This window comes from Bradyrhizobium sp. LB11.1 (genome assembly GCF_040549385.1).
Taxonomy (GTDB): Bacteria; Pseudomonadota; Alphaproteobacteria; order Rhizobiales; family Xanthobacteraceae; genus Bradyrhizobium.
Map to the genome: position 1 here is coordinate 637796 of NZ_JBEPTH010000003.1, position 17672 is coordinate 655467.

Annotated in this window: 17 protein-coding genes; 12 read left to right on the top strand and 5 right to left on the bottom strand. The window is 64.6% G+C overall.

The window, feature by feature from the left end:
• Positions 1-182 precede the first annotated feature (182 nt).
• From ABIA96_RS10750 to ABIA96_RS10760, 3 genes are all read left to right on the top strand, one after another.
• Positions 183-1919, top strand: coding sequence for an ATP-binding protein (locus ABIA96_RS10750; RefSeq protein WP_354137006.1), 1737 nt, complete (start codon positions 183-185; stop codon positions 1917-1919).
• 107 nt (positions 1920-2026) lie between these two features.
• On the top strand, positions 2027-2605 hold the full coding sequence (locus ABIA96_RS10755) for a peroxidase-related enzyme (protein ID WP_354137007.1): 579 nt from the start codon (positions 2027-2029) through the stop codon (positions 2603-2605).
• A complete protein-coding gene (locus ABIA96_RS10760) occupies positions 2602-3081 on the top strand; it encodes an MgtC/SapB family protein (RefSeq protein WP_354137008.1) in 480 nt (159 codons plus the stop codon). Before ABIA96_RS10755 ends, ABIA96_RS10760 begins: the two co-directional genes overlap by 4 nt.
• Before the next feature lie 126 nt (positions 3082-3207).
• Here ABIA96_RS10760 and ABIA96_RS10765 read toward each other — a convergent pair whose 3' ends face one another.
• Both ABIA96_RS10765 and ABIA96_RS10770 read right to left on the bottom strand, forming a co-directional pair.
• Entirely contained in the window at positions 3208-3405 is a 198-nt protein-coding gene (locus tag ABIA96_RS10765; protein ID WP_354137009.1) for a hypothetical protein, read from the bottom strand.
• Between the two features lie 148 nt (positions 3406-3553).
• On the bottom strand, positions 3554-4285 hold the full coding sequence (locus ABIA96_RS10770) for a Crp/Fnr family transcriptional regulator (protein ID WP_354137010.1): 732 nt from the start codon (positions 4283-4285) through the stop codon (positions 3554-3556).
• Between the two features lie 146 nt (positions 4286-4431).
• Here ABIA96_RS10770 and ABIA96_RS10775 point away from each other — a divergent pair, with 146 nt between their 5' ends.
• Positions 4432-4635, top strand: a complete 204-nt coding sequence (locus ABIA96_RS10775; RefSeq protein WP_354137011.1) for a hypothetical protein — start codon at positions 4432-4434, stop codon at positions 4633-4635.
• A 20-nt stretch (positions 4636-4655) separates the two neighbouring features.
• Here ABIA96_RS10775 and ABIA96_RS10780 read toward each other — a convergent pair whose 3' ends face one another.
• A complete protein-coding gene (locus ABIA96_RS10780; RefSeq protein WP_354137012.1) occupies positions 4656-4799 on the bottom strand; it encodes a hypothetical protein in 144 nt (47 codons plus the stop codon).
• A gap of 269 nt (positions 4800-5068) precedes the next feature.
• Here ABIA96_RS10780 and ABIA96_RS10785 point away from each other — a divergent pair, with 269 nt between their 5' ends.
• Positions 5069-5224 (top strand): hypothetical protein, encoded by a 156-nt coding sequence (locus ABIA96_RS10785; RefSeq protein ID WP_354137014.1) that lies wholly within the window; start codon positions 5069-5071, stop codon positions 5222-5224.
• A gap of 12 nt (positions 5225-5236) precedes the next feature.
• Here the strand turns inward: ABIA96_RS10785 and ABIA96_RS10790 are convergent, their stop codons facing one another.
• Entirely contained in the window at positions 5237-5863 is a 627-nt protein-coding gene (locus tag ABIA96_RS10790) for a ParB-like protein (protein ID WP_354137015.1), read from the bottom strand.
• 291 nt (positions 5864-6154) lie between these two features.
• Here ABIA96_RS10790 and ABIA96_RS10795 point away from each other — a divergent pair, with 291 nt between their 5' ends.
• The 6 genes from ABIA96_RS10795 to ABIA96_RS10820 all read left to right on the top strand — a co-directional run bounded on the left by ABIA96_RS10795 (position 6155) and on the right by ABIA96_RS10820 (position 10992).
• Positions 6155-6499, top strand: coding sequence for a hypothetical protein (locus ABIA96_RS10795; RefSeq protein WP_354137016.1), 345 nt, complete (start codon positions 6155-6157; stop codon positions 6497-6499).
• Between the two features lie 209 nt (positions 6500-6708).
• On the top strand, positions 6709-6996 hold the full coding sequence (locus ABIA96_RS10800) for an acyl carrier protein (RefSeq protein WP_007592476.1): 288 nt from the start codon (positions 6709-6711) through the stop codon (positions 6994-6996).
• A 10-nt stretch (positions 6997-7006) separates the two neighbouring features.
• Positions 7007-7477, top strand: coding sequence for a 3-hydroxyacyl-ACP dehydratase FabZ family protein (locus ABIA96_RS10805; protein WP_354137017.1), 471 nt, complete (start codon positions 7007-7009; stop codon positions 7475-7477).
• Complete coding sequence (locus ABIA96_RS10810; protein WP_354137018.1) at positions 7474-8676, top strand: beta-ketoacyl-ACP synthase; 1203 nt, start codon at positions 7474-7476, stop codon at positions 8674-8676. The genes ABIA96_RS10805 and ABIA96_RS10810 overlap by 4 nt, the downstream gene beginning before the upstream one ends.
• 97 nt (positions 8677-8773) lie before the next feature.
• Positions 8774-10051, top strand: a complete 1278-nt coding sequence (locus ABIA96_RS10815; protein ID WP_354137019.1) for a beta-ketoacyl-ACP synthase — start codon at positions 8774-8776, stop codon at positions 10049-10051.
• An 8-nt stretch (positions 10052-10059) separates the two neighbouring features.
• Complete coding sequence (locus ABIA96_RS10820; RefSeq protein ID WP_354137020.1) at positions 10060-10992, top strand: lipid A biosynthesis lauroyl acyltransferase; 933 nt, start codon at positions 10060-10062, stop codon at positions 10990-10992.
• A gap of 137 nt (positions 10993-11129) precedes the next feature.
• Here ABIA96_RS10820 and ABIA96_RS10825 read toward each other — a convergent pair whose 3' ends face one another.
• Positions 11130-12863: a tetratricopeptide repeat protein gene (locus ABIA96_RS10825; protein WP_354137021.1), complete on the bottom strand. Its 1734-nt coding sequence runs from the start codon at positions 12861-12863 to the stop codon at positions 11130-11132.
• Positions 12864-13049: 186 nt separating this feature from the next.
• Here ABIA96_RS10825 and ABIA96_RS10830 point away from each other — a divergent pair, with 186 nt between their 5' ends.
• A complete protein-coding gene (locus ABIA96_RS10830) occupies positions 13050-17669 on the top strand; it encodes an autotransporter domain-containing protein (protein ID WP_354137022.1) in 4620 nt (1539 codons plus the stop codon).
• Positions 17670-17672: the final 3 nt, after the last annotated feature.

Genomic DNA, 17672 nt, shown 5'->3' on the forward strand with positions numbered 1-17672 from the left:
CCTCAAGGCCTGGAAAAGCAGCAATTTCCGGCTGATTCCGCCCGCAAGTATGCATTAGGAACAAACCTCTCGACCGAATTGTCGCAGATTTAACAAAGCTCGCGCCCCTGCCGCTTAACCGTTTGTGCAGCCCCGGCTCGCATAGTCAGGGTTAAACTCCTCAGTCTTGCCAGGTTCAATCAGTGACATCCTTTGGACGCGTGATTTCGGTACGCGGATCGCTCGCCCGGGTCGGGCTTCTGGCGGCAAGCCAGATGCCGGTCTCGGAGGTTCGGGCCACCGTCGGCCGCTTCGTCAGCATCCGCTGCGCCAGTTCGGTCATCGTCGCCATGATCACCGAGGTGTCCTGCGAGAATTTGTCGAGCCCCGACTACATTGCCATCGCCTCGGTCGACCTGCTCGGCGAGATCCTCAACGCCGCCGACAAAGCCAAATTCCAGCGCGGCGTCACCAATTATCCGACCATCGGCGATGCGGTCGACCTGATCACCAGCCAGGAGCTGCGCACGATCTACGCACCGACCGGGTCGGACCAGATCAATGTCGGCTTCCTCCAGCAGGACCGTTCCGTCGTCGCCTATGTCGATATCGAGGAAATGCTCTCCAAGCATTTCGCGGTGCTGGGGTCGACCGGCGTCGGCAAATCCACCGGCGTGTCGCTGTTGCTCAACGAGATTCTGAAGGCGCGGCCGAACCTGCGCATCTTCCTGCTCGACGTGCACAACGAGTATGGTCGCTGCTTCGGCGACCGCGCGCTGGTGCTCAACCCGCGAAACCTGAAGCTGCCGTTCTGGCTGTTCAATTTCGAGGAAATCGTCGACGTCCTGTTCGGCGGCCGCGCCGGCGTGCCCGAGGAGCTCGACGTCCTCGCGGAAGTCATCCCGATCGCCAAGGGCATCTACACGCAATACCAGAACACCGATCGCCTCGGTCTGAAGCGCATCGACCCCAAGCAGATCGGCTTCACCGTCGATACGCCGGTGCCGTACCGCCTGGTCGATCTGATGTCGCTGATCGACGAGCGCATGGGCAAGCTCGAGAACCGCTCCTCGCGCATCATCTATCACAAGCTGATCTCGCGCATCGAAGCAGTCCGCAACGACCCGCGCTACGCCTTCATGTTCGACAACGCCAATGTCGGCGGCGATACCATGGCCGAGGTGATCAGCCATCTGTTCCGCTTGCCGGCCAACGGCAAGCCGATGACGGTGATGCAGCTCGCAGGCTTCCCGGCGGAAGTCATCGATTCCGTCGTCTCGGTGCTGTGCCGCATGGCCTTCGATTTCGGCCTGTGGAGCGACGGCGTATCGCCGATGCTGTTCGTCTGCGAGGAAGCCCACCGTTACGCCTCCGCCGACCGCAATGTCGGCTTCGGGCCGACCCGCAAGGCCGTGTCGCGCATCGCCAAGGAAGGCCGCAAATACGGCGTCTATCTCGGCCTCATCACCCAGCGTCCCGCAGAACTCGACGCCACCATCATCTCCCAGTGCAATACGCTGTTCACGATGCGTCTTGCCAACGAACGCGACCAGGCGCTGCTGCGCGCCGCGGTCTCGGATGCGGCCGCGAACTTGCTGTCCTTCGTGCCATCGCTCGGCACCCGCGAGGTGCTGGCGTTCGGCGAAGGCGTCGCACTGCCGACGCGCCTGCGCTTCAAGGAGGTGCCTCCGCATCAACTGCCGCGCGGCGAAGCCACCATCTCGAGCGTTCCCTCGGTCACCTCCGGTCACGACATGCATTTCGTCGGCGCAGTGCTCGAGCGCTGGCGCGGTGCGACCTCGCAGCGCGACGTCCCGAACGACCCGGTGTTCCAGGTGCCGCCGGCCAAGACGCTGGCGCCGGCCGAAACGCCGATGCTGCAGCCCTCGCTGGGCCTCGATCCGGACCGCTTCTCGCTGCTGAAGAAGCCGCTGCGGTAAGGCCACGCTCGCTCTCCGTCCTCGTCATTGCGAGCGCAGCGCAGGGCACGTTGAGCCCACCCCCCGCATCGACTATGGTTGCCGGCCCCAAGCCGGAATCCATGCCCATGACAAAGCCCGCCCAACGCTTCCCCGCACCCGCCCTCGACAAGCTTCCTGACGACATCCGCACGCGTCTCCTCGCCGTGCAGGAGAAGAGCGGCTTCGTGCCCAACGTGTTCCTGACGCTGGCCTACCGGCCCGACGAGTTCCGCGCGTTCTTCGCCTATCACGACGCGCTGATGGAGAAGGACGGCGGCCTCACCAAGGCAGAGCGCGAGATGATCGTGGTGACGACCTCGGCGGCCAACCAGTGCCAATATTGCGTGATCGCCCATGGTGCGATCCTGCGCATTCGCGCCAAGAACCCGCTGATTGCAGACCAGGTCGCGATCAACTACCGCAAAGCCGACATCACGCCGCGCGAGCAGGCGATGCTCGATTTCGCGATGAAGATCTCGGCCGACGCGCAGCGGATTTCGGAGGAGGACTTCGCCGCTCTTGCCCCGCACGGCTTCAGCGATGACGACATCTGGGACATCGCCGCGATCGCAGCCTTCTTCGCGCTGTCGAACCGGCTGGCGAATTTCACCGGCATGCGGCCGAATGACGAATTTTATATGATGGGACGCCTGCCCAAAAAATGACCGAGCTCGACTGGCCCGAGATCCTGCTGCGCCTCGGCGTTGCGACGCTTGCCGGCAGTGCGATCGGGCTCAACCGTGATTTGCGCGGCAAGCCGATCGGGCTGAAGACGCTCGGCATCGTCGGCCTCTCCACCGCGACCGTGGTGCTGCTGGCGCTGCAACTCGCCGAGCCCGGCAAGGTCGCCGATGCGACGAGCCGGGTCATCCAGGGCATTCTCACCGGCATCGGCTTCCTCGGTGCCGGCGTCATCGTCCACGAGAGTGAGCGGTTTCGCGTCCGCGGACTGACCAGCGCCGCCTGCACATTCCTTGCCGCCTGCCTGGGCGTGGTCTGCGGTGCCGGGCAATGGAAGATCGTCGCGGTCGCGCTGGCGCTGGCCTTCGTGCTGCTCACGGTCGGCCGCCGTATCGAGCGCCGGGTGCACCGCGCGCTCGGCGGCAAAGACGAGCCGCACGAGGACCACCGGCAAGCGTAGCTGCCTCGCGCTCGGCGTCGAGGGTCATCTGGATATGCGGTTCAAGGACACCAGCCTCCAACATCCGCCCGAACGAGGTGTTCACCTGCAGTCGTAGCCGATCGACTTCAGCTGAGGCCTGAGCGCTCAGGACGTATGTCCATCGAAGTCGCCCTCCACCGGCGTTTTCTTGGCGCGCTGCGGGGTCATCCGAGCCGGATCCGGTTGGCCGGGAACACCGCGCGGGCCGAGCTGCGCCCGCTGCAGATCATCCTCGGAAAACGCCGGCTCAACCCCATTGGGTTCAGTCCGCCGCGTGGCGTGAATGTCGTCTTTGATGCTCATGGTGTGCTCCTGTCACGTGCTGAGGTCACGTCACTTCGACGGCTTCGCTCCATCGTGGCACTGCGAGGGCCTTTCCATCATCAATCAAAGCCAGCCGCCGGTGTTCCAAATTTGGCGCTGGAGCAAATGGAACCGCGGCATCTGCGCCTCAAAGGGTTGGCGACTGATGGAGGTAACGGCCGTCGAAATCCGCTAGTTCCTGAAATTTCCGCTCGTCGAGTACCGTGACTCGGCCGCGATTGAACTCGACGATCCCCTCCTGCCGTACCTGCTTGATCACGCGATTGGCGTGGACCGAGGTAATTCCCAGCGCTTCGCCGATCTGCTCCTGCGTTAGCGGCATCTCGAAGCTATTGCCGTCCACGGCCCCGATAAGCTTCAGACGTTCGCGCAACTCGATCATGACGTGGGCGAGCCGCGCGGGTGTAGGGCGCTGGCCTACATTGACGATCCATTCGCGAAACATCGCGGCGTCGATCAACGTGTCGCGCCAAAATATCTCGGCGACACCAGGGCTGCGACGATGCAGCTTCTGCAGATTGTCATGGCTTATGAAGCCGAGCGTCGCCGGCGTCAGCGTCGACAGATCGTGGTCCATCACGTGCAGGAACAGGCTCATCAAATCGGGAATCTCACCGGGAATGTGCAGCGAAAGGATCTGCCGCTTGCCGCTCGCGATCGTCTTGGAGCGCGCGCAAAATCCATCCACAATCAGACAGCTATTGGTCGCGCGCTCGCCGTCGCGGACCACCGCCGTCTCGGCGGGGAATTGCCGGACGACGATCGGAAGGGCTTCGATCTCTCTCGCGTCGTCCTCCGAAATACCGGCAGAGACACGCAGGCGCCTGAGGAGTGCCGCGCGCGTCGCGTCGCTGTGCACTTCGGGTAACTCCGGTCGTGGATACGGAACTCACGGCGCGGTGGCGCCGTCGGGATAAAAACCCGCGGTCCGCCAGCCCGGTTCCAACAAAAGTTAAGGACGCCGCTTGTCGGCACATGGTCTGCTTGGCGCTCGAAAGGCAAAGCATGACCAAGAAGCGCAACCGTACGCCACCGGCCCTGTCCCTCCAGGAACGCCTGACCAAGTTCACGCAGGAAGCCCGCGCCGCCGCCAGGAAGCTACCGGCCGGCGCCGAGCGTCACTCACAGTTGCAGAAGGTCCGCGATGGCGAGGCCGCCGCGGAGATGGAGCGTTGGCTCTCCTCGCCCGGCCTGCAAACTCCGGAATGACCGCGCGAAGGATGATGCTGCTAGTGCTTAACCATCAGCGGAAGCGCCGGGGCAAAGCGCTCGGCGAACGTCAGTGTCCTGGCCTGGTAAACTGCGGCAAACGAGGCCGAGATTCCTGCTGAAGCGACTGCGAGCAAGGCAATTACGAAAACCAGACGGCGCATTGCGGCCTCCTGTGTAAGCTCGACTACCTCACACACATGGGGCCGCTTTGTTTCAGGACCACTTCGTCGGCGCGGAAAATGATTTCGCTCAAGCGGCTGTGATGAGATCCCGCTCGCTGGGCCGCATCTCGTCACCAACTAACAATAGTCGCTGTCGTCTTGCCGCAAGCGGTATCAGGAATTTCACACCCGCGATCACGATCCAGGATCGCAAGACGGCCGCGACAGGCAGCATCTGCGTGAGCGCAGCGTCTTCGAGGAAGACTCAAATGAAAATCGTCATCCAAAGGCTCAATGGTCTGTGGCACCTCATCGTTGGGTCGTGTCGGATCCGCACGCCCTTTCTGGAAACCCAGGACCGCGCGCTGGTCGTGAGATACGCAAGGCGTGCTTATCCCGGCGCCAGGATCTTCCAGCGCGACTGAGGTGAGCGTTGCCTAATCGTCGTCTGCCGGCCCGCACCAGCCGGGCAGATAGACCGCATCCTTGCTCTTGGCGGCGGCCAGCGCCTTCTCGAGCGCCTTGTCGAAATTGGCATCGACAGCCTTGCGGGTCAGCTTGCGGCGCAGGAAGTCGGCCCACAGGAATTCCGAGAACGGCGTGGTGTCCTTGGCGAAGCCGCCCATGCGGCGAAGCTCGCCGGCGAGGCTGCGGAACGGATCGTCCTTGAGGTCGACGACCGATTTCGGCAGATCACGAAATGGCCGACGCTCGCCCTTGGCGTCGTAGGGATAGACCCAGCGCTTGTTGTCCATCACACCCCAGAACGCTTCGCGCTCGACCATGCGGAGATCGCCGACGATGGTCACCAGCACCTGTTTGATGCCTTCGTCGTGCAGCGCGCGGCCGAGGTGGTGATGGTCAATCACGTAATAGCGGTCGTCAGGCCCGTGCACGACGGGTATCATGTGCGTGCCGAGCAGGTCGGACTGCTTCTTCCTGCCATGCTCGCGCCAACGCTTGCGCTTCTCCTTGACCTCGCGGATGCCGACCGTGATCTGCGTCGGCCGAAGCGACAGGATCGGCACCGGGTGCACTCTGGGCTCGCGCGCGTTGATGGTCATGATCGAACGGCCTCTCATCTGGTGGCAGTTTGTGGTCCGGGTTCCCGATTATGCCACAGGCCTTGCGGCGGCAACATGCGTTCGGGGCGGGAAGCGCCGGCTTCCGGCTGGTGTTGCAGCGCAACCCGCGTGTCCCTGGCGCCGGGATGACAACCCCTTCCCGAGATCTTTCGCGGCGCCCACAAAAGATCATGCGAATGCGCAATGCGCGTGAGCGTTGAGAAGATTTTCTGCAACCCCTGTGTCGCCTATGCTATCAAAAAACCGCTGCTTCGGAGTAACCGCCGCCCCATGACATCCCAGCGGCCCATAACCTCGGACGACGAGCACCAGGTGCTCCAGTTCAGGCCGCGCGCGACGCCGTCCCCAGTGATCCACCGGGGCAGCGGCATCGTACAGCCGCTGCATGCAGCAGCCCCCGAACCGCTCGATCTGTCCCGCTACGAGCAGCCCCGCGATGAGCCGGACGACTTCCGCCATCGCATGCTCGCCAATATCGCCGCGCTCGCCTTCACCATCGCGCTGACCGCGATCGGGATCTGGCTGGCGGTCAGCATCGCCGATTTGCGCCGGACCCAGGATTGCGTGCTGATGGGCCGGCGGGACTGCGTCAAGATCACGACGCCCCATATCTAGACCCGGTCCCCGCGCCAAGGGCCCCCGACCGCATCCCCAGCCCTATCCTTGGGGCCCGTCCGGCTCCATTGAACTCAGAGCGGCGCTCCGATATACGGGCTTTCGACCCGTCCAGAGGGGGGTGAGGGCGTTATTCGGGGCCCGATGCCCACCCACCGTACCACTCTGGGATATCTGAAGAATACCTGCAATATATCAAAGGCTTAGTGATGTCCTCCACATTCGATCAGGTCGCTACGATCATCGCTGAAACCTGCGACATTCCGCGCGACACGATCACGCCGGATAGCCATGCCATCGATGACCTCGGCATCGACAGCCTCGATTTCCTGGACATCGCGTTCGCGATCGACAAGCAGTTCGGCATCAAGCTGCCGCTGGAAAAGTGGACCCAGGAGGTCAACGACGGCAAGGCGACGACCGAGCAGTATTTCGTCCTGAAGAACCTGTGCGCGCGCATCGACGAACTGGTTGCCGCCAAGGGCGCGAGCGCCTAATCGGGCGGTCATGCAACTCGAATACTTCCACATGATCGATCGCATCGTCGACCTCAACGTCGACGAGAAGAAGATCGTCGTCGAGGCCCAGGTTCCCAAGGAGAGCACCATCTTCGAGGGGCACTTCCCGGGTTATCCCCTCATGCCCGGCGTGCTACTGATCGAATCGATGGCGCAGGCCTCGGGCTTTCTCCTGCTTGGCGTCCTGAAGTTCGAGCGTATGCCGATTCTCGCCGCCGTGAAGGAAGGCAAGGTGCGCGGCTCGGTGTTTCCGGGCGACCTGATGACCCTCGAGGCGAGCGTGGCCCATGAAGGCTCTGGCTATGCGATGACCGAGTCGAAGATCCGGGTCGGCGGCAAGCTGCGCGCCAATTCGACGCTCACCTTCACCCTGATCCCCTTCCCCAATTCGGATATGCGCGGATACATGGACGCGGTCGCAAAACGCGTCGGCTTTCCGCAACAGGCCGTATCGCCATGACTGACACCGCTTCGAAGCCGGGCCAGACGGAAGTCTGGATCACCGGTATTGGTCTTGCCACCTCGCTCGGCGAAGGTCTCGACGCCAACTGGGCCGCGCTCCAGGAGAAGCGCATCAATGTCGACGAGAAGGGCTTTGCGCCCTTCATCGTGCATCCGCTGCTGCCGGTGTCGTTCGACAGCCAGATCCCGAAGAAGGGCGACCAGCGCCAGATGGAAGCCTGGCAGCGCATCGGCGTCTATGCCGCGGGCCTCGCGCTCGACTCGGCCGGCATCAAGGGCAACAAGGACATCCTGTCGAAGATCGACATGGTGGTGGCCGCCGGCGGCGGCGAGCGCGATCTCAACGTCGACACCGGCGTGCTCACCGCCGAGGCCAAGGGCGCCAATGCGCCGGGCTTTCTCAACGAGCGGCTGATGAGCGATCTCCGGCCGACGCTGTTTCTGGCCCAGCTCTCCAATCTCCTCGCCGGCAACATCGCCATCGTCAACGGTCTCGGCGGCACTTCGCGCACCTTCATGGGCGAAGAGGTTGCGGGCGCCGATGCCGCGCGCATCGCGCTGTCACGCATCGCCTCGGGCGAGAGCGACATCGCGTTGGTCGGCGGCTCGCACAATGGCGAGCGCAAGGACCTCATGGTCCTCTACGAATTCGGCGACTTCAACCTGAAGGACAAGTTCGCTCCCGTCTGGGCGCGCAAGGACCACGCCGGCTTCGCGCTCGGCTCGGCCGGCGCCTTCCTGGTGCTGGAATCGAAGGCGCATGCGGAAGCGCGCGGCGCCAAGCCGTACGCAAAGCTGTCGAGCGTGGTGACCGATCTGGCCCGTCGCAAGCAGGGCGGCGACATGGAAGCGACGCTGGAGAAGCTTTGGCACAAGCTGCCGAAGCGCGATGGCAAGGGCGCGATCATCTCGGGCGCAACCGGTGCGGAGCCGGCGACATCGGAGGAGCGCGGCTTCCTGAAGAAGCACGGCGACTTTCCGGTGCGTGCGACCGGCACGATGTTCGGGCACACCATGGAAACGCAATTCCCGCTCGGCATTGCGCTCGCGGCGCTCTCGATCTCGCGCGGCGCGCTGTTTCCGCCGAACGATTCGACCGGGACCGAGGTTGAAATGCAGGGTGCGCCCACCCAGATCGTCGTGGTGGGGGCCGGACACTGGCGCGGCGAAGGCATGGCACTGGTCGAGGCTGTTTAGCTAGCGCGCGTTGCGCTCTGGTAGGTTATTGTTCGAGCATGATCTTTCGGAAAACCGCGTCACACTTTTCCGGATCATGCTCTAGCGGGGGATCGACATGACTGCACCACGCGACAAACTCGGGCGTCCCGTTGTCGTCGTCACCGGCATGGGGATCACGACCTCGCTCGGCGCCGGCAAGGCCGACAATTGGTCGAAGCTCGTTGCGGGCGAATCCGGCATCCGCACCATCACGCGCTTTCCGGTCGACGGCCTGAAGACCACGATGGCCGGCACGGTGGATTTCGTCAGCGTCGATCCGTTTTCCTCCACCGGCCTGTCCGAGCGGATGGCCGAGTTGGTCACGCAGGAAGCGCTGCAGCAGGCCGGCATCGGCGCCAAGGGCGATTTCCCGGGCCCCCTCTTCCTCGCGGTCGCGCCGGTCGAGGTCGAGTGGCCGCAACGGCGCGAGCTTGGCCGCGCCGTCGGCGCGCCCGACTTCACCTATGACGATCTCTTGCGCATCTCCGGCGGCGGCAAGTACAACGCCTATCATCACCGCTTCATGTTCGGCTCGGTTGCCGCCCACCTCGCCGAAACCTTCGGCACCAAGGGCTCACCGATCTCGCTGTCGACGGCGTGCGCGTCCGGAGCCACCTCGATCCAGCTCGGCGTCGAGGCGATCCGCCGCGGCGAGACCGATGCGGCCCTGTGCGTCGCAACCGACGGCACCGTCAATCCGGAAGCGCTGGTGCGCTTCTCGCTGCTCTCGGCGCTGTCGACGCAGAACGATCCGCCGCAGGCGGCCTCCCGCCCCTTCTCCAAGAACCGCGATGGCTTCGTCATGGCCGAAGGCGCAGGCGCCCTTGTGCTGGAGAGCTATGAAGCGGCGACCGCGCGTGGCGCAAAGATACTCGGCGTAATCGCCGGCTGCGGCGAGCTCACCGATTCCTTCCACCGCACCCGCTCGTCGCCCGACGGCAAGCCGATCATCGGCTGCATGAACAAGACGCTGGCCGATGCCGGCATGACGCCGGATCAGATCGACCACATCAACGCGCACGGCACCGCGACGCCCGAAAACGACAAGATGGAATACAACACGACATCGGCCGTGTTCGGCGATCTCCTGCAGAAGATCCCGGTCACCTCCAACAAGTCGATGGTCGGCCACACCATCTCGGCCGCGGGCGCGGTCGAGGCGATCTTCTCGCTGCTGACGCTCGAGCATCAGCGCATTCCGCCGACCATCAACTACGACAATCCGGATCCCACGATCCTGTTCGACGTGGTCGGCAACAAGGCGCGCGATGCCCGCGTCACCGCTGTGATGTCGAACTCGTTCGGTTTCGGCGGCCAGAACGCCTCGCTGATCCTGACCCGCGAACCGGCCTGACCGGACGCATGGCGCTGCTTTCCCTCAGCACGAAGATTCGCGCGCGGAATGCAGCCAAATCGATCGGCGGCGGCCTGATTGGCGCCGCCACCGTCGGTATGCTGCGCACCACGCGCCATTTCGATCCGGTCAAGACCTCGGACTTTTTCGCGCGCGTCACCAAGACGATCGGCCCGCGCCTGCGCGAGCATCGCATCGGCCGCGCCAACCTCACCGCCGCATTTCCGGAGAAATCGCCCGAAGAGATCGAACAGATCCTGATGGGCGTCTGGGACAATCTCGGCCGCGTCGGCGCCGAATTCGCCCATATGGACCATGTCTGGGACTACGACCGCGCGCATCCGGAGAACAGCCGGATCGAACTGCCAAAGCCCAGCATCGAGCGGTTCGATTACATCCGTGACGACGGCAGGCCTGCGCTGATCTTTGCCGCGCATCTCGCCAATTGGGAACTGCCCGCACTCGCCGCCGTCGCGCACGGGCTCGATACCGCGATCCTCTATCGCCGGCCGAACATTGCGTCGGCCGACCGCATCATCCAGGAGATGCGCCAGGTCAATATGGGCACGCTGATCCCCGCCGGCCGCGACGCGCCGCTGCGGCTCGCGCAGGCGCTCAAGGACGGCAAGCACGTCGCCATGCTGGTCGACCAGTATCTGACCAACGGTGTCGAGGTCACCTTCTTCGGCCGCAAGACCCGCGCCAATCCCATGCTGGCGCGCCTGTTGCGCCAGGTCGAATGCCCGATCCACGGCGTCCGCGTCATCCGCAAGCCCGGCTTTCGCTTTGCCACCGAGCTGACTGAGGAGATCCCGCCGGTCCGCGATGCCGAGGGCAAGATCGACATCCAGGGCACGACGCAGGCGATCACCAACGTGGTGGAAGGCTGGGTCCGCGAACATCCGGAGCAGTGGCTGTGGCTGCACCGGCGGTGGCGGTAACGATCCGACCTGTCAGCTCCTCATCCTGAGGAGCGCGGAACGCGCGTCTCGAAGGATGAAGGCCCGGCCAGTGGCCTCGCCCTTCGAGACGCGCGCAAGAGCGCGCTCCTCAGGGTGAGGGTCTGAATTACCCGCCTTCACCGCTCCGGCAATCCCGCATCGACCTCTGCCTGAACGACGCGCTCCCAGGCTGCGATACAAACCGGACTTGCGTTCTTCATCGGCGGCCAGACGCTGAGCCGCGTCGTGCCGGGCCGCAAGCGCAGTCCCTCCGCGATCGCCGCCCTCGCCTCCTCGAACCGGCCCGATCTCTGGTAGGCGGCTGCAAGCAGAAAGTGCGAGCGGCCGGTCCCCGGCGTGATGGCGATCGAACGCTGGATCCACGGCAGCGCCTCGTCGTAGCGCCCCATCAAGACATACGTCATGCCCGCGCCGAGCAGCCAGGTCCAGCGCGAGGCCGGCGGCGTGTCGTAACGGTCGGCCTGCTGGAACGTCGCGAGCGCATCGTCGAAACGGCCGAGATAGACCTGGCCAAGGCCGATCAGATAGAGCGCGGACCCGTTCCACGGATCGAAGCTCAACGCCTTGGCGCAGGTGACGAGACTTTCCACGAAATGATTGGTCGCGCTGAGGAAGCGGCAATGGGCCTCGAGCACCGGAATCGAATTCGGCCTCAATCGCGAGGCGCGCTCGAGCGTCGCATTGGCCTTCGCTTCGACCGTAACGGCCTCGTCCGGGCTGAACCAGACCATCTGGATGCCGCGCATCTGCAGCGATGAGAGCGCGACGGAGAGATCGACATTGTCGGGGTCGTCGGTGAGCGCCTTCTGCAACATCGTCTGTGCCGCGCCAAAACGCTCGCGCGTGGTCTGGTTGATCGAGGCGAGCGCCTGCTCGACCGCCACCTTGTCGCCGCCCGCAGACGCGCCGGCCGTCCTGGAACGCGCTGCACTCGGCTCAAGAATTTCGTTGAGACGGCGTGCAAGCACATGACCGACGCCGGCGACGAGCCGGGACTGCGCGAGCTGCGCGTCGATCTCCTCCGCGGTGACTGAAGCCGCGACGACCGACTGAACCTCGCCAGTGGCCGTCTTGATGATCCGCGCGCGCAGCATCCAGGACTGATCGCCGTGCTGCAATTCGCCACGCAGCTCGTAATCGGATGATGCGGTGGACGCAGCGCTGCTCTCGCCGCCGGCGACCGCCACGCGCGGCGCGACCACGCTGATGTTCTGGACCTTGGCAAAACCATCCGTGAGGCGCGCGGTGACCTCGGCGGCCATCGCCGCGCCGCGCGTGTCGTTGCTGTCGTCAACGATTGGCATCACGACGAGCCGCGGTGGCGTCCGCCTGAACAGGAGGTCCGGCTTCAGCACCGGCCCGGCAACCGCAAGCCCCATGACAACAAGGCAAAGCCCCGCCACGGTGGCGACCATGGCCTGCCGGCTCAAACCGAATAGGGCGCGCGGTGGCCTAGGGGGTACCGCGGCGAGCTCGACCGGCGGCCGGGTCTCGACCTCGCCGGTCGGGTCCGCCCGGGTCCCCTCGGTCTGCTCCGCTACTGCGGGCGCATCCACGACCTCCGTCGCCAGCAGATAGCCGCCGCCGGAGGCGAGCTTGATCAGCTGCCGCCGCTCGTCGCCGAGCGCGGTGCGAAGCTCGCGGATGCATTGAAACAGGCTGTCCTCGCCGACATGGATGTTCGGCCAGACCGCCTCCATCAGCTCCTGCTTGCTCAGCACGCGGCCGCCGCTGGTCGCGAACAACCGCAGCATCTCGAATGTCTTGGGTCGGAGCTTGATTGCAACGCCATCGGCTGAGCGCAGCTCCGCGCGCCGCTGATCCAGCTCGAAGCCGGCGAAACGAAGCAACTTATCCCCCACAGCGTCTCTCTGGTCGGCTCCTATAGGGCAACTGTGTCGAAAAAGCCCGAAAAGTGTCCCTGAAACGGAAATATCAGAAAGTTTCAGAAACAAGCCACCCCCTTATCAGGACACCACCTCTGGCCGATGCGATGAATCCGAGTGAGGACTCGCGACCACGTACCGGGGGAAGTGGTGAGGACGGGGAAAGATTGTTTCAAAGCGACCCGCCGCCTGCGGGCCGCGCTGCTGACATCGTCGGCGCTGGTCGTGGCCTGGATGCTGCCGGCCGCGCCGTCGCGCGGCGCGTCGGATGGCACATGGCTCGCCTCTCCCGGCAGCAACGACTATGGCACCGGCTCCAACTGGGACGGCAGCTTCGTGCCGGCGGGCACGGCCACCTTCGGCAGCTCTGATACCACCACCCTGTCGATTTCGAGCGCCTCGACCGGCGGCTGGACCTTCAATGCCGGCGCCTCGAACTACACTTTTAACGTCAGCGACCAGCTGACTTTCACAGGCGGCATCACCGTCAACAGCGGCAGCGCTACGATCAACTTCAACGGCATCCCGTCGACCGGCATGTTCTATGGCGGCAGCCTCGGCAACGCCACCATCAACAACAACAATGGCGGCCTCCAGTTCTTCAACAGCAGCACCGCCGGCAATGCCGCGCTGAACAACAATGGTGCCGGTCAAATCCTCTTCCTGACGTCGGGTCCTGTCACCGCCGGCTCGATCGCGGGTGACGGGCTATACGACCTTGGCGGCAACCAGTTGACGGTCGGCTCCAACAATCTGTCGACCGTCATAAGCGGCAACATTCTCAACGGTTCGCTGGTCAAGATCGGCACCGGCACGCTGACGCTCGCATACGACCACGCCATGACCGGCGACGTCACGGTCAACGGCGGCACGTTACAGATCGGCTCTTCCGGCGGCCCTTTCGCCAGCCAAGCCATCCAGGGAGCCGTCACTGTCGGCGCCGGCAGCACCTTCAGTGTCGTTAACGCCGACCTTGCCGGCGTCACCAGCGTCTCCAACAGCGGGACCATGACCTTCCACAACGATCCCTTCTTATCCAGCAGCGCCAGCTCGGCCAACATCTCGAACACCGGCACCCTCTCCTTCTACGACGACGGCAACGCCGCGAACGCAACCATCACCACCACCGGCACCGTCGACTTCTACGACCGCAGCACGGCCGGAAACGCCACCATCATCAACAGTCCCACCAATCCCGCCGGCGCTGTCACCTTCCACAACACGAGCTCGGCGGGAACCGCAAACATCACCAACGATATCTACGGCACACTCTATTTTCGCGACGCCAGCACGGCGGCGGGCGCAATCATCAACAACAACTCCAACAGAGCGACGGCGTTCTACAACACCAGCACGGCAGGCCATGCGACCATCAACAACTACGGCGGCTTGATATACTTCTACGGCGCGAGCTCGGCTGGCAGTGCCACCATCACCAACTCCAACTATGGCCAGGTCATCTTCAGCGACTCGAGCACCGCCGCGAACGCCAGCATCGGCGGCGGCAACAATACTTTCGTTGGTTTCTACAATGCGAGCTCGGCCGGCAGCGCCATCATCACCGCCAACTATGCCGGCCAAGTGTCTTTCCGAAACACCAGCACGGCTGGCAGCGCGACCATCACCATTACCAGCGCCGGCTACGCGACGTTTTCCGACACCAGCACGGCTGGCAGCGCCACGATCAACATCAACAATGGCGGCTCGACGACATTTTCCGGCGCCGGCACCGCCGGCAGCGCGACGATCAACAACGACGGAAGCCTCGACTTCAACGGTTCGAGCACAGCTGGAAACGCTGGGATCGCCAGCAACGGCACCTTGAACTTCGGGGGCTCGAGCACCGCGGCCAGCGCAACCATCACCAACAACTTTGCCGCGTCTTTCAACGGCGTCAGCACGGCTGGCAGCGCGGCCATCACCAACACCTATAATCTAATATTCACCGGCACCAGCACGGCCGGCAACGCCGTCATCACCAACAATGCCGGCGGTCCCTTCAACAATACCAGCGGAATGACCTATTTCCGAGACAATGCCACCGCCGGCAATGCGCAGTTGATCAACAACGGGGCCAACACGTTCTTCGATTTCTCCGTCGGCTCCGGCCCGAACGGCGACAACAAGCTCAGCGCCGGCTCGATCGCCGGCAACGGCACCTTCTATCTCGGCGCCAACGCGCTGACGGTCGGCGGCAACAATCTGTCGACCACCGTCAGCGGCGTGATCGCCGACGGCGGCTACAGCGGCGCCGCGGGCGGCTCGCTGGTGAAGACCGGCACCGGCACGCTGACGCTGTCGGGGACGAACACCTATAGCGGCGGCACCACTTTCGCTGGCGGCACGGTCAGCGTCTCGTCAGATGCAAATCTCGGCGACGTCGCGGGGGGCCTCACCTTCAACGGCGGCACCTTGCAGATCACCGGAACGACATTCAACACCACCGCGCGCACCATCAATCTGGGTGCCGGCGGCGGCACATTCGACATCGCGGACGCAGCCAACAATTTTGTCCTGAGCCAGAATCTCGGTGGCGGCGCGCTGACAAAGTCCGGTGCCGGCAAGCTGACCTTGATCGGCGCGGAGAGTTTTTCCGGCGTGACGGTGTCCGGCGGCACGCTGACGTTCAGCGCCAATGCCACGGCCGGCAATGCGGCCATCACCAACAACGCCGAGCTCGTCTTCGACACCAACGCCACGGCCGGCAACGCCACCATCACCAATACCAATCAGTTGACATTCTACGGCAACACCACAGCCGGCAACGCCGTCATCACCAACAGCGGCACCGTGCTGTTCGACGGCGACTCCACACCGGACCAAGCGCAGCTCATCAACGCCGCGTCCACGGCCGTGTTCAACTTCTTCACCCCAGGCCCGAGCAGCGACGGCAAGATCAGCGCCGGCTCAATCGCCGGCAACGGTCGCTTCGACCTCAACGGCGCAGAGCTGACAGTCGGCGGCGACAATCTGTCGACCACCGTCACCGGCGTGCTCACCGGCAACGGGGGCTTCACCGGGACATCGCTGGTCAAGATTGGCACCGGCACGCTGACGCTCTCGGGCATCAACACCTATACCGGCGCAACTGTTATCGACGGCGGCACGCTTGCTGTGAACGGCTCGATCCTGGCCTCAAGTGGCGTCACCGTGGAGAGCGGCGGCACGCTCGGCGGCACCGGCATCGTCGGCAATACGACGATTGCGAGTGGCGGCACGCTGGCACCCGGCAATTCCGTGGGCACCCTGACCGTCAGCGGCAATCTGGCGTTCACCGCCGGCAGCTTCTACAGAGTGGAAGTCTCCGCGTCCGCCGCCGATCGGACCAATGTCTCGGGCACCGCGACGCTCACCGGCGCCACCATGCAGGCGGTGGCAATCCCCGGCAGCTTCCGCAGCCAGACCTACACCATTCTCAATGCGACCGGCGGCTTTGGTGGAACGCAGTTCGCCGGATTGACCGCGATTGGCAGCTTCAGCCCCACGCGCAACCCCCACCTCACTTACGATCTGAACAACGTCTACCTCGTGCTCGATCCAGGCGGGATCGTGCTGCCGGCGGGCACCGGCGCCAACCCGACCAACGTTGCCGACGCCATCAACAGGGCGGTCGCGGGCGGAGCGACACCGCCAGCCGGCTTCGATGCACTGCTCAACATGGGCAACCCGCAGCTCAACCACGCGCTCGGCCAGGTCTCGGGCCAGCCCGGCGCAGCCGGCACGCAGGCGGCGTTCGATGCCACGCAGCAGTTCGTCAACATGCTCGATCCCTTCAATGGCGGCGCGGACGGCGAACGCGGTGCAGCCGGCGGCGATGGCGGGACGCTGGGCTATGCGTCCACCAGCCCACGCGACGCCCGCGTGCGCGAAGCCTATGCCGCGGTGACACCGCGCGAGGCAAGCAGCGAGGCCATCGACCGCCGCTGGGGCGTGTGGGCCTCCGGCTACGGCGGCGCCAGCACCTTGAACGGCAACGCTGCATCAGGCTCAAGCACCACCACCAGCCACATCTACGGTACCGTCGTCGGTGCCGACTATCGCCTCTCGGCGAACACGCTGGTCGGCTTTGCGCTCGGCGGCGCCGGCTACAATTTCGCGCTCTCGGATGCTCTCGGCAGCGGCCGCGCCGATCTGTTCCAGGCCGGCCTCTATGCCCGCCACACCTTTGGTCCGGCCTACATCTCCGCCGCCCTCGCCTATGGCTGGCAGGACGTCACCACCGACCGCACCGTGACCGTGTCAGGCACCGACAAGCTCACCGCGAACTTCAAGGCGAGCACCTTCTCCGGCCGCCTCGAAACCGGCTGGCGCTTCGCGCCGATCCCCGCCTCCTCCTTCGGCGTGACGCCCTACGCAGCGGCGCAGGCCACCACCTTCCATCTGCCCGGCTACGGCGAGACCGCGCTGGTCGGCAGCAACCAGTTCGCACTGTCCTACGCCGCGCAGGACACCACCAACGTCCGCACTGAGCTCGGCGCGCGCGCCGACCAGCGCTTTCTCGTCAGCGACGGCGTGCTCACGTTGCGCGGCCGGCTCGCCTGGGCCCACGATACCAATACCAACCGCTTCGTGAGCGCAGCCTTCCAGACGCTGCCCGGTGCCGCCTTCACGGTCAGCGGCACGCGACCGGCAGCCGACTCCGCGCTCGTCGGCGGCCGCGCCGAGATGAAATGGCGAAACGGTCTGTCGCTGGCTGGAACGGTCGAGGCCGAATTCTCGCGCAACGCGCAGACCTACACAGGCAAGGGCACAGTGCGTTATGCGTGGTAGGCG

Bases quoted from the DNA above. Each gene is read 5' to 3' on its own strand.
- ABIA96_RS10755 (WP_354137007.1), top strand. From the start codon at position 2,027: ATGACAAAGCCCGCCCAACGCTTCCCCGCACCCGCCCTCGACAAGCTT.
- ABIA96_RS10760 (WP_354137008.1), top strand. From the start codon at position 2,602: ATGACCGAGCTCGACTGGCCCGAGATCCTGCTGCGCCTCGGCGTTGCG.
- ABIA96_RS10765 (WP_354137009.1), bottom strand. From the start codon at position 3,405: ATGAGCATCAAAGACGACATTCACGCCACGCGGCGGACTGAACCCAAT.
- ABIA96_RS10775 (WP_354137011.1), top strand. From the start codon at position 4,432: ATGACCAAGAAGCGCAACCGTACGCCACCGGCCCTGTCCCTCCAGGAA.
- ABIA96_RS10780 (WP_354137012.1), bottom strand. From the start codon at position 4,799: ATGCGCCGTCTGGTTTTCGTAATTGCCTTGCTCGCAGTCGCTTCAGCA.
- ABIA96_RS10785 (WP_354137014.1), top strand. From the start codon at position 5,069: ATGAAAATCGTCATCCAAAGGCTCAATGGTCTGTGGCACCTCATCGTT.
- ABIA96_RS10790 (WP_354137015.1), bottom strand. From the start codon at position 5,863: ATGACCATCAACGCGCGCGAGCCCAGAGTGCACCCGGTGCCGATCCTG.
- ABIA96_RS10795 (WP_354137016.1), top strand. From the start codon at position 6,155: ATGACATCCCAGCGGCCCATAACCTCGGACGACGAGCACCAGGTGCTC.
- ABIA96_RS10800 (WP_007592476.1), top strand. From the start codon at position 6,709: ATGTCCTCCACATTCGATCAGGTCGCTACGATCATCGCTGAAACCTGC.
- ABIA96_RS10805 (WP_354137017.1), top strand. From the start codon at position 7,007: ATGCAACTCGAATACTTCCACATGATCGATCGCATCGTCGACCTCAAC.
- ABIA96_RS10810 (WP_354137018.1), top strand. From the start codon at position 7,474: ATGACTGACACCGCTTCGAAGCCGGGCCAGACGGAAGTCTGGATCACC.
- ABIA96_RS10815 (WP_354137019.1), top strand. From the start codon at position 8,774: ATGACTGCACCACGCGACAAACTCGGGCGTCCCGTTGTCGTCGTCACC.
- ABIA96_RS10820 (WP_354137020.1), top strand. From the start codon at position 10,060: ATGGCGCTGCTTTCCCTCAGCACGAAGATTCGCGCGCGGAATGCAGCC.